At 47.9% G+C, this 15,853-nt stretch carries 15 protein-coding genes and 1 pseudogene; 6 read left to right on the top strand and 10 right to left on the bottom strand.

Going from position 1 to position 15,853, the window contains the following annotated elements:
* Positions 1–14: 14 nt before the first annotated feature.
* From AAY72_RS12275 to AAY72_RS12255, 5 genes are read right to left on the bottom strand one after another with little or no spacing between them, the layout of a single operon-like run.
* Positions 15–515: a hypothetical protein gene (locus tag AAY72_RS12275; protein WP_057787832.1), complete on the bottom strand. Its 501-nt coding sequence runs from the start codon at positions 513–515 to the stop codon at positions 15–17.
* Between the two features lie 7 nt (positions 516–522).
* Positions 523–1,710, bottom strand: coding sequence for a TniQ family protein (locus tag AAY72_RS16565; protein ID WP_082628989.1), 1,188 nt, complete (start codon positions 1,708–1,710; stop codon positions 523–525).
* A gap of 29 nt (positions 1,711–1,739) precedes the next feature.
* On the bottom strand, positions 1,740–2,735 hold the full coding sequence (locus tag AAY72_RS12265) for a TniB family NTP-binding protein (RefSeq protein WP_057787827.1): 996 nt from the start codon (positions 2,733–2,735) through the stop codon (positions 1,740–1,742).
* 9 nt (positions 2,736–2,744) lie between these two features.
* On the bottom strand, positions 2,745–4,574 hold the full coding sequence (locus AAY72_RS12260) for a Mu transposase C-terminal domain-containing protein (RefSeq protein WP_057787825.1): 1,830 nt from the start codon (positions 4,572–4,574) through the stop codon (positions 2,745–2,747).
* Positions 4,571–5,200, bottom strand: coding sequence for a TnsA endonuclease N-terminal domain-containing protein (locus AAY72_RS12255; protein WP_057787823.1), 630 nt, complete (start codon positions 5,198–5,200; stop codon positions 4,571–4,573). The genes AAY72_RS12260 and AAY72_RS12255 overlap by 4 nt, the downstream gene beginning before the upstream one ends.
* Before the next feature lie 121 nt (positions 5,201–5,321).
* Between AAY72_RS12255 and AAY72_RS16560 the strand changes: the two are divergent.
* A pseudogene (locus tag AAY72_RS16560) lies at positions 5,322–5,483 on the top strand (peptide-methionine (R)-S-oxide reductase); the annotation flags it as partial.
* 54 nt (positions 5,484–5,537) lie between these two features.
* On the opposite strand, the gene AAY72_RS16555 reads toward AAY72_RS16560, so the two are convergent.
* The 4 genes from AAY72_RS16555 to AAY72_RS12240 all read right to left on the bottom strand — a co-directional run bounded on the left by AAY72_RS16555 (position 5,538) and on the right by AAY72_RS12240 (position 9,374).
* Positions 5,538–5,711, bottom strand: coding sequence for a DUF3012 domain-containing protein (locus AAY72_RS16555; RefSeq protein ID WP_008984964.1), 174 nt, complete (start codon positions 5,709–5,711; stop codon positions 5,538–5,540).
* A gap of 111 nt (positions 5,712–5,822) precedes the next feature.
* On the bottom strand, positions 5,823–6,287 hold the full coding sequence (locus AAY72_RS12250; RefSeq protein WP_057787821.1) for a methylated-DNA--[protein]-cysteine S-methyltransferase: 465 nt from the start codon (positions 6,285–6,287) through the stop codon (positions 5,823–5,825).
* 10 nt (positions 6,288–6,297) lie between these two features.
* Positions 6,298–7,785: an AlkA N-terminal domain-containing protein gene (locus tag AAY72_RS12245; protein WP_057787820.1), complete on the bottom strand. Its 1,488-nt coding sequence runs from the start codon at positions 7,783–7,785 to the stop codon at positions 6,298–6,300.
* 29 nt (positions 7,786–7,814) lie between these two features.
* Positions 7,815–9,374 (bottom strand): FGGY-family carbohydrate kinase, encoded by a 1,560-nt coding sequence (locus AAY72_RS12240; RefSeq protein ID WP_057787818.1) that lies wholly within the window; start codon positions 9,372–9,374, stop codon positions 7,815–7,817.
* A gap of 210 nt (positions 9,375–9,584) precedes the next feature.
* Between AAY72_RS12240 and AAY72_RS12235 the strand changes: the two genes are divergently transcribed.
* The 3 genes from AAY72_RS12235 (at position 9,585) to AAY72_RS12225 (ending at position 13,448) form a co-directional block, all read left to right on the top strand.
* Positions 9,585–11,732, top strand: a complete 2,148-nt coding sequence (locus AAY72_RS12235) for a TonB-dependent siderophore receptor (protein WP_057787834.1) — start codon at positions 9,585–9,587, stop codon at positions 11,730–11,732.
* A gap of 107 nt (positions 11,733–11,839) precedes the next feature.
* Positions 11,840–12,991: a PepSY domain-containing protein gene (locus AAY72_RS12230; RefSeq protein ID WP_057787815.1), complete on the top strand. Its 1,152-nt coding sequence runs from the start codon at positions 11,840–11,842 to the stop codon at positions 12,989–12,991.
* Entirely contained in the window at positions 12,978–13,448 is a 471-nt protein-coding gene (locus tag AAY72_RS12225; RefSeq protein WP_008984970.1) for a hypothetical protein, read from the top strand. The genes AAY72_RS12230 and AAY72_RS12225 overlap by 14 nt, the downstream gene beginning before the upstream one ends.
* 47 nt (positions 13,449–13,495) lie before the next feature.
* Here the strand turns inward: AAY72_RS12225 and AAY72_RS12220 are convergent, their stop codons facing one another.
* Positions 13,496–13,978, bottom strand: coding sequence for a hypothetical protein (locus AAY72_RS12220; protein ID WP_057787813.1), 483 nt, complete (start codon positions 13,976–13,978; stop codon positions 13,496–13,498).
* Positions 13,979–14,241: 263 nt separating this feature from the next.
* On the opposite strand from AAY72_RS12220, the gene AAY72_RS12215 reads away from it, so the two are divergent.
* Entirely contained in the window at positions 14,242–15,576 is a 1,335-nt protein-coding gene (locus AAY72_RS12215; RefSeq protein WP_057787811.1) for a sensor histidine kinase, read from the top strand.
* Positions 15,569–15,853, top strand: a 285-nt coding sequence (locus tag AAY72_RS12210) for a response regulator (RefSeq protein WP_156411331.1), incomplete at its 3' end; no start/stop codon positions are given. The genes AAY72_RS12215 and AAY72_RS12210, both read left to right, overlap by 8 nt.

Raw genomic sequence — 15,853 nt, 5'->3', positions numbered from 1 at the left:
TAAAAATGGGATGATTACCAAAACAATAACTCTCTAAAAAGAATGTTGTGTTCTGATATAAGTTGATGAATGGTGACAGTTCGATCTTGCCAGACAAAATATGCACCAAAAAAAAGCTGGAAGTTTATATATTTACTATTATGAGACCATCCTAAACGAGTATCAGAAATAATGGCTGACGAGAGGTAACCTATGGGCAATTCCCCAACGGGCTGTAAGCGAATAACACCTTGAATTCTATAATTTGGATATTTTAAATTATGAGAATGAATAAACTGAGTTGTGTTAGCACAATTATCGAGCCACGATGAGTCGTGGATTAAGAGCTTCGCATTTTTAGCATCAGTAGCATCTTTGAGCTTCGTGAGAGGACAGGTGAGATTTGCCAAAATGTGAATAGCGTCAACCTCTTTTCCATCAATAGCTATCGGATTCTGCAAACCGTTAAATGCTCTTTTTAATTGGCGATTTCTGTCGCTACAATCAGCAATTGAAAGTAGTTCGTTTAAATGCATATATTTTCTACCACCTACTAGTGAAGTGGCGGATATTAGATGAGGGACTCTGGTAGGATGTTAACCAAACAGACATAACATTTTCGAGTCGAAATAATGGCGTATAAATAGATGGAGCTGATTTGCTCGAAACTCTGCGGTACGCTTGTAGAAGACCCTGCTCAAACAAGGCTGCCACTTGCTCTGTTGATGAATTAAGCAGGATTGAAACCTCCAAGCTATTCATTATCACACTCCCGATAGGACTCTTTTTATCAAAAGTTTGCTCATAGAGATGCGAAAATATTGCTCGAAGCACAATATTTTCAGACATGTTTCGAGCGGGCAACTTTGATGCATCGACTAATAAAGAACCAAATACCTCCTGAAATGTGGATTCTTGGACAGGCTTTAAACCAATACTTAATCTGTACTCTGTATCTTGGTCAATTTTACTTATAAAGTTTTTAGGCCAGTCTGTAAAAAAATTGATAAATCCTTCAGTTCGAGACTCTTGCCCAGATATATAATCAGTATAAAAGGTGTGCAATCCCCAGCGATGCGAGATACTGACATCAGGTAGTTTCTCAACATATTGACCTGCTAGCCATGCAGAAATTAAAAAATCGGATTCGTGGAGTTTATTACCGATTACCTCTGAAAATTTCATGTCGCAAACTTTACACATGCATGTCAATTCGCGATATATTTCAATAGGTGAGCCACATCCTGAGCACCGATCGATTAGGGGTACGTTGTGGATGTGACAAGTGCTGTATGCCTCAAAGCTCCAGATTTGACGAATATACAAGGCTTCATCGATACACTTAGGACAAATTCGCACCGAATCTAACGGCAATAATTGCGATCTTGGAACTACAACCCCTTTTCGGAATAAACCTGTTCTACCATTGGAGAAATTAACTGAACTCCTAGATAGGCAAATGTCATAAATTTCAGAAAACGCGGTATCAGCCAGTTTGGCGATTGTTTTAATAATTTCTATTCTTCTCTGACTTGAAATCTGAGAATGATATAGGTTAATAGAACTCAACGCTTTTGGGGAATTTACATCATCCGGCTTCTCAGAATCAGACAGCGCTCCAATGGTTCTTAAAAACATACCAAGACTAGAATAACCATTTGCCTTAACTAAACGGATGATGTAAGACTCCAGTGCCTCATCTTCTTTGGGTTTAGGTCGAACCAGAAACAATCATCTGTCCCCTTATGTTATATAATAATCTAACTAAATATGCTGTTGAGCATACCTCGCTTCTTTTGCCGTTTCAGTCTTGGCTTACCATCGTGGTAGTCTTCCCAGCCTACATTTTCTTTGGGCTCTATGATTTTTATTTTTGAAAAATCAAGCAAAAAAGGGTTTGTATCTTTATCGAGTTTTGGATTAATAGTAGATGCTGTACTTGCGAGCCTGGCAAGAGTTATTTTCCTTTCGGCACTGATGAGAGCTTTTTCAAAAGCAATATTTAACAAACCCTTCAATTTTCGGCAACTTCCTCCGCAGTACATATATAATCGCGATGCGATATTTTTAGTTGCAAGATTGGATTTTTCAGGTAAGAACATTTGTTGTTCAAGAGTTGATAAAAAATTGTAGTATGATTCTCTTTCTTCCTTTTCGCTTATCCTAAAAGGTTGGATGCTATGCCTATGTTCAAATCTAGAAGATAGTTGGCTGTTAGTATCCAAAATCACAATGCTATAGGGCATTCCGACAAGAACAACTGGAATTTTTATCTCAATAATCAATCTTTTTAGTGAATTTGCAGTATCAGACAGTATTGCATTTGTTTTTCTTTCTATGAGTTGCTGAAACTCGTCTATAATGATCATTTCGACCTTGCAGTTCTTTACAAGGCTCTTAATCTGTACTCGTAATTCGAGCTCATTGTTTGACTCAAATGGACGAGGATGACCAAGATCATGCAAAATCTGTTGATACATTGATACTGTAGTCTTTATCTCAGATAGAGTAACGTGTAATACAGGGATTTCAGTAGCTTCATACACATTACGGCGTGGATGTTGAATCAGGTATTTCTCAATAATTGAGGTTTTTCCTACACCGGAAGGCCCTGTTAATAGCATACATTGTGGCTCACCCCCATATTTGGAGAATGCACGACAATGCTCAAGTGCAGTCATAATTTTTTGAGCTTCTGGACTAATAATTCGCTCATTAACAAATTTTGAAACTCGTGGTTCGATATCGTTACTCATAGAATCTTCTTACAAAACCTGCCAATCAGAGTTATCTATCACATCACTTGATACATCAAGCTCATCTAAATTATATTCTTTTGTATCTTTCTCATAGATAGCTGATTTTTGCAATGCAAGCTTTGAATCCTCAGCAAGTCGGGCTTTTTTTGATTTAGAAGCTATGCTTTTTGAACTTTTATTTTTCTTAGCGTCATCAATAATTTCGAAAATTCTATTTTCCGCTTCTGAGATATCGTATTCAGAAACATAATTATCAACTGCCTCTCCAGTGACCTTAAGGTTGTGATTGTGTTGGTGTAGTGTTACCCTGGATGCGTACTCAAAATTTTTACAATTAACCCTGAAAAATTTACCCTCGGATTTATTTAAAACATAAACATGCCCGAGGTAGTCTGGGTCGACTTTATAGGTTACTTGGTGAGATCCATATTTACCGACAAGCTCCGCTGTAGCATCGTTAGAGTATGTTAGATATCTGAAAGTTATACCTTCTCTAGTTAGTTTTCCTTCTTTAGTTAAGCAAAACACTAGGTCCAAAACCTCAGGATCATAATCAACAGGTCTTTGTTCGTATTCCTCTAGAGATTTTTCCCAAGTCATGTTTGGAACTCTTGTTTTACGAGCATCCGATTTCACCTGATAAATGTCACAGATCCATATATGGAAAATATTTAGAAATGTATCCATATCCAATACTGCGTGTCTTGCTGGGTCATAATCCAGATTGCCAATATTCGCAGCTAGGGTGTGGCCTGGAGCCCTTCTCAATAGCTGAGTATTTAGTGCACCAAAATAGCGCTCGATAATCGGTTTTAAATATGGTGTGGCAACTGGGTTTTTACCAAAATTTATAAGGAGCTCGTTAAGGGCTAATTTCAAATCATTAGAATCAAATTCTTTTCCATTATCAGAAACAATTAACTCCGGCTTACCATGACATATCCAAGGAGTTTTTACATTTGTATATTTTTTTTGGACGTAATCTTTAGGGAGTATCGAATGTTTAATGGCTCGCGCTACAGACGCATAACTCGGTGGTGTGAAGCCTAGATAAAAACCAACCACAGATCTGGTATGTACATCGCATAAACTAGTAATCCAGGGCCTGCCCAGAGTCTCATTAGTTTCGCTATCGATTAAGAAAAGGTCTAGTTTTGTGTGGTCTATCTCTACTCGCTCTAAAGCTCTAGTAGTCTCAATAATTGTCCCTATATGTTTAAATTTTTTGCCTGCAGCAAAAATACCAGATTTATTAATTTCTTTTTCATGCGGGCTGAGCTTTTTATATCTTTTCCAGAAAGCTTGCAATGATGGTGATTTTATTTTATTTTCCGTTATTTCTTTATTGTAATTGAAGACCAAGTTACAAAGGTGAGAGTATGCAAATGACACAGCTCCTGGTTCATCATCTTTAATTAATTTTATAGAATCTTCAATGTACGACTCAATTATTTCAGGATATCGACTTTTTCTGTTACCACTTTTTTTGAATGATGGAGCTAGAGAATCGATTTTCTTACCACTTTCAACATATCTATTGAACCATTTTACAATGGTTTGATTAGAAGGTGCATCGTCGACAAATTTTTTAGAAATCTCATTTCGAATGGCTCTAAGTGACCCATGACTAATCTTTCCACATCTCTCAAGACAAAACTCAATTAAAGCCAACCTAAACAATATAGTATCTTGAATTTCAGGAGAATAGGCGTCTAAGCTTCCTATGTTTTTAACCGAACTGAGATTTTTTCTTTGTTCAGCACGTCTTAGGTCAGCTTCAGTATCATGGATTATATCAGGTGGGATTTCATAAAGAATATCAATAAAATCGCTCATTCATTACATCTCCATATTAAAGTGTTTTCCGTAATCTCTTCATAAATCTTAAATGTTAGCACTTTTCTAGCAACAAGATTTAAAATCAAACTTTTTGCTTTTAATAATTTAATCTTTAATTGTTCACATATTTCAATTAGCGTTAGAGGTTGCTTTTTTATCAACTCAGCTATCTTAACTTGAACCTCGTTAATTTCATTCCTTGATAAATAGCGATGTAATAATTTTAGATTTTCTGGAATATTGCCTCTATTCAGATCTCTGTCCGTTAGCAACTTTATTTCAAAACCCATATTTCTTAATTTTCGCTGTATGAATTCCCAGCGTTTAATAAATTTATCTTTTTGAGTTTCTTCAAAGTCCTTCACCTCTATAAAGTACTCTTGGCCATTTTTTAACCTAACCCAAAAATCTGGGGTATAAGAGATCTGCTTACCTGTTTCATCATCTTTAAATCTGAATTTTTTGGGTTGAGCAGTGTAGTCATCAACCATAAATGAAAATTCGAGGTGGTAGCAAGCAAGATATTCGTTATAGCTTTCAACTATTACAGGTTCAGATTTGTTAATAGATGTAAATCGAAAAATATTCGCTACTGCAGACTTTGTGATTTTACGTGCTGGCATAGCACACCAATTTCTGTAATTAGATTACAGAATTATGCATAAGAATTTCAAATTATCAAGTTCTGGTTTAATATTTTACATAAATGGTTTAAATTATAATTCTATGGTTTAAACGACAACGGGTGCCGTCACAACGCGGCCGGATTACAGCCATGGCATGGTTCGTACCGAAGTGCTGGCCGCCATATCCGGCATTCATCTGGGCCATGTGTTTAACGACGGACCGAATGGCAGCCCCCGTTATTGTATTAATGCGACAGTGCTGGAGTTTGTGGCGCGCTGACCACCAGAGTCCAAAAAAGGAGCCTGCCGCCGGATAGCGGCAGGCTTAACGCCGTTATTCTTCGACTTTAAACAGACAGTGTTTGGCAAAGTCGGCCGCTTCATTCGCGGTCCAATCGCCTTTCGGCTTCTTCTCCATTGCTTCACACCATTTTTTCGAGCCGACTTCCGGCGCACATCCCACCAAAAACAGACTACTGACTACCACTAGCGCTAACAGTTTTTTCATCGTTGACTCCCTTGCTGACCTCTGATGCTGCAGCCTGTTGCGGGCTGCCCGTTGCTACTCACATGGCTATTGTATAGTGACCGCCACTGAATTGCGGCTGAATCTTATCGATTACCCTTTCAGCCCGGTCACCTCCTCATGTTGCAACAACCAGGCTTTTTTATCCAGCCCGCCGGCATAGCCGGTCAAAGTACCGTTAGCACCAATCACCCGATGACAGGGCACAATAATCGCCAACGGGTTTTTACTGTTGGCCAGTCCTACCGCCCGCACACCTTTTGGATTCGCAATAGCGATAGCGATATCACGATAGCTGGCGGTGCGACCATAGGGTACTCCGGTCAGGGCGCGCCAGACCTGCTGCTGAAAGGCGGTGCCGCTTGCGGCCAGCGGTAAATCAAATTCGGTCAGTTCTTTGCCAAAATAGGCAGCCAGTTGCGTTTTGGCCGCCAGCAGCAGCGGTTGCTCACTGCAAGCTTGTGTCGCCGCAGCACAAAAGCTGACAGCCGTCAGACCTTGCTCGTTAGCCGCAATTTCAATCAGCCCCAACGGACTGTGCAGATAGTTGTAATACATTCTCACTCTCCTATTCAGCCAGCGGCGGTTTTGCCAGCGACTGCCACAACTGCAGGGTTAAATAACTACGCCAGGGCCGGCCACTCTCTGCAGTGAACGCCAGCTCAGTTTGCTGCAGGGCGTTCTTAATACCGGCATCACCGGCCAGCCAGATATCCGGATCGCCCAAACCGCGCATCCGGGCGTACTGGCAGGTCCAGGGGCCAATACCTTTAAGCTGTTGCCAGCGGTCGATATTATCCGGCTCGGTATCGTGCAGCATATGTTCACTAAAGCGACGCAAGGTATCCCGCCGTGCCTGTGGCATTTTCAAAAACGCTAATTCACTACCGGCTATTGCTTGCGCGGTAGGAAAGAAGCGCGGCGCCTCCACCAGAGCAGCCGCCACGCCACAGGGTGCACCCAGCTGCTTTACCAGCGTATTTAATAGCTGCCGGGCGGCCTGGACGCTAACTTGCTGCCCTAGAATTGCCCGCACTCCAGCTTCAAAAGGGCTCCATAAGCCGGGTAAGCGCAGGCCCTGGCAATAGCCGGGTAGCCGGGCCAACTGCGGGGCCAGATGCTGCTCGACCTGATTAATGTCCACATCCAGATCGAACAAGCGACGGATCTGTTGCAATACGGCCGGCAATACCGGCCAGTGGTCTAATTCCAGCTGTAGCCGAAAGCGGTGTAAATCGGGCTGATGATACAGCGTAAAATGGCCCTGAGCCTGCCGCAAAGTAAAGGTTCTGCCGTAATAATCATTGCCGGCCCATTCCACCCCCGCTAATAACCGCGCCTGCAGAAATTGTCGTAACTGCTGCCAGGCAAAAGGCGGGCGATAGGCTAAAAACAAGCTAATACCGCTTGTAGCTGGCAGCTCACGCTTGCGAATTTCACCGGGGCTGAGTTTCAGGATCTGTTTACACTGCGCATTAAAACTGCGGATACTCTGAAAACCACTGGCCAGCGCCACGTCAGTCACCGGCAGGGCGGTACTTTGCAACAATTGTTTCGCCAGCAGCAGTTGCTGCAATAACGCATAGCGTTTGGGTGACAGTCCCAACTGGCGGTTAAACAGTTGCCGTAAGTAACGCTCGGAGACACCCAGTCGTGCAGCCAGTGCCGGCATCGTACCCTGCTGCAAAGCGCCTTCGTCAATCAAGCGCAGTGCCCGCGTCAGGGTGCTGTTTGTGCCACGCCAGGCCGCGGATCCCGGTGCGCTGTCTGGCCGGCAACGCAAGCAGGGACGAAAACCGGCAGCAAGCGCCGCCAAGGCAGAGGGGTAATACCGGACATGCTGCTCTTTGGGTGCCGGCGCCGGACAAATATTGCGGCAAAAAATCCCGGTACTGGTTACCGCGACAAAGAAGCGGCCATCAAAGCGCGCATCGCGTGCTAAGCGGGCCTGCTGGAAAATTTGCAACTCTGTCTCAGAAAAAACCATAACCGGCTCCGGTAACGAATTGACCTCAGTATAACCAGAAGCGGCGAAATCACTGGCAGTTTTCGGCACTGATTAGTTAGCGCGCAATAGCAAGCAACTTACTGCGGATAACCGGTGATCTCGCGGATTTTCTGATACAGGGGCTTTAACTGGCGGTACATTTTTAAATACACCTCGCGATACAAGCGTTGATATTGTGCCGCCACGGCCGGCTCTGGTAAAAAACGCTGCGGGCTTTGACACATCGCCTGCTGCGCTTGCCTGAAATCCGCATAGCGCCGTAATCCCACCATGGCAGTGATGGCAGCGCCCAGCGCTGAGGTTTCACTGGTATGCGGCCTTTCCACCGGTAAATTAAACACATTGGCAGTCAGCTGCAGAATCTGCTCGCTTTGCGCGCCGCCTCCCGATACCCGCAGCCGCTGCATCTTTACGCCATTGCGACGCTCTAAACGCTCGCGGCCTTCGAGCAAGGCATAGGCCAAACCTTCAATCAGCGCCCGGTAGACATGAGCGCGCTGATGCACATCACCAAAGCCAATTAAGGCGCCCTTGGCTTCAGGCCCGGGCTGGCGGATGCCGGGTGACCAGTACGGCTGCAACATTAGCCCCATGCTGCCGGGCGGTACAGCTTTGAGCAGTTCATCAAACAGCTGCTCTGGCGCGATGCCGAGCACCGCCGCCTCCTGCTGCTCCTGCAGACCAAACTGGGTTTTAAACCAACTTACCAGCCAGAAGCCGCGGTAAATCATCACTTCAGTGTTGTAGAAACCGGGTTGAGCCGCCGGGTAAGCCGGCAACCAGGGTCCGGGTTCTATATAGCGCCGATTGGCGGTGCTGATGGTGGCTGTAGTGCCATAGCTGATACAGCCGGTATCGGGCGTTAGGCCGCCAGAGCCCAAGACTTCGCAAGCCTTATCAGCCGCAGCGGCAAACAGCGGGATCCCGGCAGGCAGCCCCAACGCTTGCGCGGCGGTGCTGGTCAGCTTGCCCAATTCCGCGGCTGGGGGCTTTAATGGCGCCAACTGCGCTGGTTTTAACGATAACGCCTGCCACTTCCAGCTAAAACGGCTGGCCCAGCCCTGTTGTTGAAAGTCAAAGGGCAGGTAACCAACCTGGGCCGCACTGCAATCGACCAGCTCCCCGGTCAGTTGTAAGGTCAGGTAACCGGAGAGCAAGACATAATGGGCGGTCTGTTGCCACAGTTGTGGCTGCTGCTCAGCGAGCCAGTTTGACGGCGCCCGGCGCTGAAAACGCTCGACGATTGCCGTAATACCCATTAGCCAGAACAGACTGCGCCAGCTACCAAGCCGGGGCAACACTGTGGCCGAGCGCTGATCTAACCACAAAATAGCAGGGCGCAGCGGCTGCTGGTCTTTATCCAGACAAATCATGGTGCCACGTTGGGTGGTAAGAGTAACGGCCGCAATGTCGCTGGCTGCGACCGGACTGTGATGCCACAAATCGGCACAGGCTGCACTTAAGGTTTGCCAATACGCACTGACCGGCAACTCCGCCATACCGGGCTCAGGTGAGTGATACGGCGGCATCGCCTGCTGACCTTTGGCGATAATATTACCGCTGTCGTCGACAATAATGGCACGGACGCTTTGGGTACCAAAATCCAGCGCCAGCACATAACACGGAGTCTGCTGCATTGTTATTGTTATCAAAATGACCCGTCAGGTATCCGGTACTGTAGCCTAAAGCCAGCCGGTAACCAAGAGTGTGATGTTAGCAGCCAAGCAGATAAATTCTTACGAATGCTATTGATAATGATTATCAATACTGTATTATTTGCAGCCATCTTAGTCAGGCCCGGTAGTAGCAAACACTGCGGCCAAACTTTTATCAAGGAGACTGCATCAATGAAGTATTCGTTACTTGCCGCCAGCCTGTCGGCTGCGCTGATTGGTCAAGCGGCAGCCGCCGCCCCGGCTCCGGTAAGCCCGGAAGAGCGAGAAATTGAGGTGATCACGGTGAAAAGCCAACGCGGCCTGATTTCGTATGTCAGTGCCTCGGGCGCGAAATCGGATACACCTATTATCGAAACTCCGCTGTCAGTATCAGTGTTAACGGAAGAACGGATTACGGATCTCGGTGCCTTGACTGTGCAGGATGCCCTGGGGTATGTCGCGGGTTTGTATAACGGCCCTTATGGTTTAGATACCCGCGGTGATTGGGCGCAGATCCGCGGCGTATCACCGGTGCAGTATTTGGATGGCTTAAAGTCGCTATTCGGTTTTTACAATAACGTCCGGATTGCTCCGTACGCTCTGTCACAAATTGAGATCCTAAAAGGTCCAAGCTCAGTGCTTTATGGTCAGGGATCGATAGGTGGTATTGTGAATCTGGTCAGTAAAAAACCGGAACCGGTACCCAGTGGTCAGGTGTGGCTGCAACTGGGTAACTATTCCCGGCAGCAACTGGCCGCTGATTGGACAGGCCCACTCAACAGCGATGCAGCAGTTCAGGGGCGCCTGGTTGCACTTTGGCGTGACAGTGACACTCAAACCGACTTTGTACCGGATAACAGCAAAGTGCTGGCGCCTTCGGTCAGCTGGCAGCTCAGTGACGCGACGAAATTGACGGTACTGCTAAACTGGCAGCAAAATGAATCTGGCTCCAGCACCCAGTTCTTCCCGCACAAAGGAACAATACTGGCCAATGAATTTGGCCAGATCCCAAGTAACCGCTTTGTGTCTGAGCCTGGCTTCGACAAATATGATACTGAGCAGGTGGCACTAACCACTATCCTGGAACATGACCTATCGGCCGACTGGCAACTGCGTTTTGCCAGCCGCTACAGCGACAGCCATGCTGACTATCGCACTATGTATGGTTGGCCACCGGTACTGCAAGCCGATAATCGCAGCGTCAATCGGGTGGTATATTTAAGTGACGCCACGGCCCGCGCCCTGACCAGCGATCTGCAATTACACGGCAAATTAGAAACCGGCCTGATCGAACACAATCTGGTGGTCGGTTTTGATTATCAGAACGCTTACACCGACAATGACTCCTACTACGCCGCAACCGGTGGCTTGCTGGATTTATATAACCCACAGTATGGTCAGGTTGCTAATTTGCCGACAACCGCAGATCTTGTCGATTATCCGTCCAGTAAAACCTATCAAAGCGGGCTTTATCTGCAAAATAATATGAAAATTGCCGAAAAGTGGCTGCTTTCTGCAGCGCTGCGCCGCGACAAAGCCACCACCAATCCCGAGCTAACCGCTGCCACCAGTCAATATGCTACAACCGGCAGGCTCGGGTTAATGTACTTGTTCGAACAGGGTGTTTCCCCCTACATCAGTTACAGTGAGTCGTTCGAACCTTTACTGGGAACGGATGCCTTCGGTAAAGCCTTTGTGCCCAGAACCGCAGAGCAAATTGAAGCAGGGGTCAAGTATCAGCCAAAAGGTACTGAACATTTGCTTACGGCTGCTGTGTTTGAGATCACCGAACAAAACCGCACTACCAGTCTGGCTGCCGGACAGTTAAACGATCCGGCACTGATTAATCCAAATGGTCAGATACAAAGCGGCGAGGCAACGGCAAAAGGTGTGGAGCTGGAAGCTCAACTGGCCTGGCGTGATCTGGATATTTATGCCAGCTATGCCTTGATTGACGCCTATGTCAGTCGCAGTAACCGGATTGGCGAGCAAGGCGCAACCCTGGCCGCGCAACCGGAGCAACTGGTGTCAATTTGGGCAACCTGGCGCCCGGCAGCACTTGATGGTTGGCAATTTGGTGCTGGCGTACGTTATGTTGGTGAAACGTCGGACGGCACCGCTTTTGTGCAACAAAATGGTGTGGTGCTAAATCAACCCCTGACGACAGCGTCCTACACCCTATTTGATGCCATGCTGGGTTACAATTTCGGTCGTTATAGTGTCAGCCTGCAAGCACATAATTTAACTGATAAAACCGTTATCACTTCCTGCCTGGCCCGCGGCGACTGCTTCTATGGCCAACAGCGAACCCTGACCGCTAACTTACGTTACAACTTCTGATAAGAGGATCGCCACTGGCTCAGCAGTGGCGATCTTGCATCAAATACCAATTGATAATGATTTCTATTAGCACTACGATTGCTTAAACTTCCTTGGATGTTCCTGTTATGGCAAAACTGACTAATCGATTCTGGTTTCAGTTACACGGCTGGTTTTCCTTACCCGTGTGGTTGATCTTTTGCTTTGTGTGCCTGACCGGCACCGTCGCCGTCTTTAGCCATGAACTAACCTGGCTGACCAACCCGGCAGCACGGGCCAGTAATCCGGATAATTTACCCGCCCGGCCGATACCAGAGCTGGTTGCCCGGGTGCAGCAGCAATTCCCTACTGCAGATATCAGTACCGTAATGGTGTTCGAGCCCTATTTAGTGCATGTAGTGGCCTTTACCGATCACGATAAACCTTACGCGCTGGCTTACGTTAATCCGTACAGCGGAGAAATTCAGCAGGTAAATCAGGGACAAACCTTTATCGGGTTTATGCGTAGTTTGCATGGCTGGTTACTTTTTCCCTGGCAAAACGGCTACAGTGTTGGCTACTATCTGGTATCGGCCATGGCAATTGTGATGCTGGGCGCACTGATCACCGGGCTGATAGTTTACAAAAATTTCTGGCGCAGTTTTGTAAGACCCCAGCTGCGCTGGCGGCAAGGTAAAAAGACCTTACTCACTGATTTACACCGACTGGCGGGTGTCTGGTCTATCTGGTTTTTACTGCTGATGAGTGCAACAGGTTTGTGGTATTTAACACAAGCGGTGCTCTGGCACGCCGATATTGATATTGAACCGCATACCCCCGTGGTGTCCGCTGCCACACTGCCAAACTCGGCAGATGCCCGCCGGCTGGATTTGGCAGCAGCCTTAGACATCGCGCAACAGCGTTTCCCGGACTTCCAGCCCAGTTATTTACTGTTACCGGAACACCAGCGTGGTATGTATACCCTGATGGGTGGTGGCGACCACATTTTTTATGACAGACTCGCTTACACCCTGAGTATTAACCCCTGGACCGGTGAAATCGCCAGCGAAAAATCCCCGGCCAATATGAACACCTGGCAAACCATTATGCATCTGGCAGATCCGCTTCATTACGGCACCCTGGCAGGACTGTGGACCAAAACACTGTGGTTTATCTTTGGCCTGTTGTTAACCGGCATGTCGATCACCGGCTTTTTGTTGTGGCATGGCCGTACCCAATACGCAATTCGCCGCAGTCGTCACACCACTGATTTGAGCGAGGCCGACTATGAAGCATCCTGATTCGTTCTGGCAACGTTATCGCTACTATCTTAGCGGTATCGTATTACTGTTTCCCCTTTGGTATTTTTATCAGGCGTTACATCCGCAGTTTCCGGCACCCTGGCCAAGCCAGCAACTGGGGCCCTTTACCATTGCGCCGATGCCGCTTAATCTTAAGCCACCCTATATTCATCATGACCAATATCTGAAAGATTTTTATCTGGCATTCCAGCAGGGCGATGTGGCACAGATCCGTCAGGGCTATGTCAATCTTGGCCCCGAGGCGCTGCCGCTAGGGCAACTGCAACAAGCCGCCGACGGTATATTACATGGCAGCCGGCATGGTCAGCATGTTCATGCGATAGCGCCCGCGACTCTGGATGAGGGTGATAAATTGTGGTTAACAATTGAAACCTGGGAAGGCGAGATACTCATTGCCAGCTGGGAGTTACCGGTGGCGCTACTGACCACACTTTAGGCGGCTCAACCTGCCGGGTTGGGACGACAGGTTGAGCCTGACGCAGCTTAGTGCTTCGCATCCAGGATTTTTTGTAGCTCTAATAGCTGCTCTTTGGTGAGCTCGGTACTCTCCAGCAGCCGTTTGATTGCCTCAAAGCGGTGACCAGCAGCTTCAGCGCGAATTTTGATGATTTTTTGCTCCAGCGGTTGACCATCCGCATCCAGCACCATCACCCGCCGGACGCCGTTCTCCTCAATGATTTCGACATTTTTTGGCAACGGCGGCAGCGGTGGTAACGGAGCCTTGGCCAGCAGCGCTTCCAGCCGTGCCGCCTGCTCCGGTGCTAACTCTTGCAGTAAGGCTTGCCACTCAGCACTTTCCCGCCAGTTGCTGCCGCTAAAACGCAGCTCGCGCTTCTCGCCATCCTGCAGCACCACAATACGGGTTTCCTGCTCTTTGCTCACTTCCGGTGCCGGCTCTGCCTGGGCTTTTGGCATAGCACAGCCGGTTAATAGGGCGATCAGGGTCGCTAATAAGGTTACACGCATAACTTAATCTCCTGTTGATTGGGCCAACTGCCAATGAAAGTTTAATGCCATAATTTTTATCATTGTAATTCATAGTGTTACAGTATTGCCGTTATCTGATCTCCTGATATCGGCACATCAGTTTCCCCATTTCGGCAGATCTGCGAGCGTCACCTTAATCACACTTTCGCTAAGCAGCTGATTAAACATATAAAGTTCTTACTGGGCAAAGTGGTATAAGCTTTGTAAGCTAAAACTATTCTCAAAGTACGCAGGACCTCGTTATGTCAATCCGCTGGGCGCTGAGCCTGGGTATTATTTGTTTGCTGGCGTTAATGGCGCTTGGCCAAATTTGGCTGTTACAACGGCTGGAACAGCAGCTGGCGCAACAGGTCACAGAACAAAGTACCGAAATTACCCGGGTAGTATTGTCGCAAACCGCAGCCAATCTGGAACAACTGGCATGGGCACCATTACCACCCGTACCACCGGCTCCTGCGGCCCAACCGCGGGTCGAGATTATTGAAATTGAGCATCAGGGTAAACAGCTGGATGTCCGGCTGATCAATGATCAGATGCGCCAGGCCGAGCTGGCCCGCGAGGCAGCGCAGCGTATTCGCACCCAGATTCAACCTGAACAATTAAAACAACAACTGGAACAGTTGCAACTACGCCGCCAGCAAGCGAGAAGTACGCCGCTGTTAGCCGAATTTAGCCGCTATGCGATGCTGCTGATCGTCAGTACCACCTTGTTGGCGATACTGATTGCACTACTACTGGGGCATCGTCTGATTAAGCCGTTACAGCATCTGGTACAGGGGTTTCGGGCTTTACAGCAAGGTCAGCTTGGACAGCAGGTGCCGGTCAGCGGCTTAAGCGAGTACCGTTATGTTAGCGACCAGTTTAACCAGATGAGCGTCCGCCTGGCTGAACTGGCCGAACAAAGCCAACGGCTGCAACAGCAACAACATCTGGCGGAGCTTGGCGAAATCAGCCGCGGCATGGTGCATGCGCTGCGCAACCCGCTGCATACTCTGAATCTGTTGTTGGAGCAGGTTGCCAGCAGTGATGATCCTGCGTTACGTCAACGCCTAACTGAACAGGCCGAGCGCAAGATGCAACATATCAACCGCAGCCTGACTGCAATGCTGACGCTAAGCTGTGCCGATATTGAACGCAGTAAGCTAGTGGCGCTAAAGCCAGTACTACAGGACCTACTACTGGAATTTAGCTCAGACCAGACCCGGATCCACTTAGCAGGCGATCTGGAGGCGCGGCTGCCGGGTGCAGAAACTGAGCTTAGAACCATTTTACATTCCGTACTGGCCAACGCCGTTGAGGCCAGTCCGCCTGGCGGCGAGATTAGGATTGAGGTCAGGGCGCAGCCAACCGCACTGCAAATTCAGATCCGGGATCAGGGCCCAGGGCTGGATCCGGCTATTGCCAGCCGCTTATTTCAGCCACATTGTTCCGGCAAAGCCGAAGGGGCTGGCATGGGGCTGTATTTGTGTAGCCGTTTACTTAAGCTCTATTATCAGGGCGAAGTGCAGTTACACAATCATCCGCAAGGCGGCTGCGTAGCAACACTCACCTTTCACAGGACACAACAGCATGACTGAGCGGCTACTGGTAGTAGAAGATGATGCGCAGCAGCGTCAATTGCTTTGTGAGTTACTGCGCGCTGAGGACTATCAGGTACAGAGCGCTGACAGTGTCGAAACTGCGATTCTGGCCCTCAAGCAACAGCCGCTGGATTTGGTGTTATGTGACTGGAAACTGGGTCAGGGCAGTGGCCTGCAGGTACTGCAGTATCTGCGCCAGCATTATCCGCAGCTGGGCTTTGTGGTTGCTACGGCCTATGGCTCGGTCAGCCATGCGGTAGAAGCCATTCAGGCC

This window comes from Alishewanella sp. WH16-1, assembly GCF_001441695.1.
Classification (GTDB): Bacteria; Pseudomonadota; Gammaproteobacteria; order Enterobacterales; family Alteromonadaceae; genus Alishewanella; species Alishewanella agri.
The sequence above is the reverse complement of the archived record's forward strand: the minus strand, read 5'-3'. Positions and strand labels throughout refer to the sequence as shown.

Excerpts from the sequence above, each read along its gene's own strand:
- AAY72_RS12215 (WP_057787811.1), top strand. The coding sequence starts at position 14,242 with ATGTCAATCCGCTGGGCGCTGAGCCTGGGTATTATTTGTTTGCTGGCG.
- AAY72_RS12225 (WP_008984970.1), top strand. The coding sequence starts at position 12,978 with ATGAAGCATCCTGATTCGTTCTGGCAACGTTATCGCTACTATCTTAGC.
- AAY72_RS12220 (WP_057787813.1), bottom strand. The coding sequence starts at position 13,978 with ATGCGTGTAACCTTATTAGCGACCCTGATCGCCCTATTAACCGGCTGT.
- AAY72_RS12275 (WP_057787832.1), bottom strand. The coding sequence starts at position 515 with ATGCATTTAAACGAACTACTTTCAATTGCTGATTGTAGCGACAGAAAT.
- AAY72_RS12250 (WP_057787821.1), bottom strand. The coding sequence starts at position 6,287 with ATGTATTACAACTATCTGCACAGTCCGTTGGGGCTGATTGAAATTGCG.
- AAY72_RS16555 (WP_008984964.1), bottom strand. The coding sequence starts at position 5,711 with ATGAAAAAACTGTTAGCGCTAGTGGTAGTCAGTAGTCTGTTTTTGGTG.
- AAY72_RS12265 (WP_057787827.1), bottom strand. The coding sequence starts at position 2,735 with ATGAGTAACGATATCGAACCACGAGTTTCAAAATTTGTTAATGAGCGA.
- AAY72_RS12255 (WP_057787823.1), bottom strand. The coding sequence starts at position 5,200 with ATGCCAGCACGTAAAATCACAAAGTCTGCAGTAGCGAATATTTTTCGA.
- AAY72_RS12260 (WP_057787825.1), bottom strand. The coding sequence starts at position 4,574 with ATGAGCGATTTTATTGATATTCTTTATGAAATCCCACCTGATATAATC.
- AAY72_RS12230 (WP_057787815.1), top strand. The coding sequence starts at position 11,840 with ATGGCAAAACTGACTAATCGATTCTGGTTTCAGTTACACGGCTGGTTT.
- AAY72_RS12240 (WP_057787818.1), bottom strand. The coding sequence starts at position 9,374 with ATGCAGCAGACTCCGTGTTATGTGCTGGCGCTGGATTTTGGTACCCAA.
- AAY72_RS12235 (WP_057787834.1), top strand. The coding sequence starts at position 9,585 with ATGAAGTATTCGTTACTTGCCGCCAGCCTGTCGGCTGCGCTGATTGGT.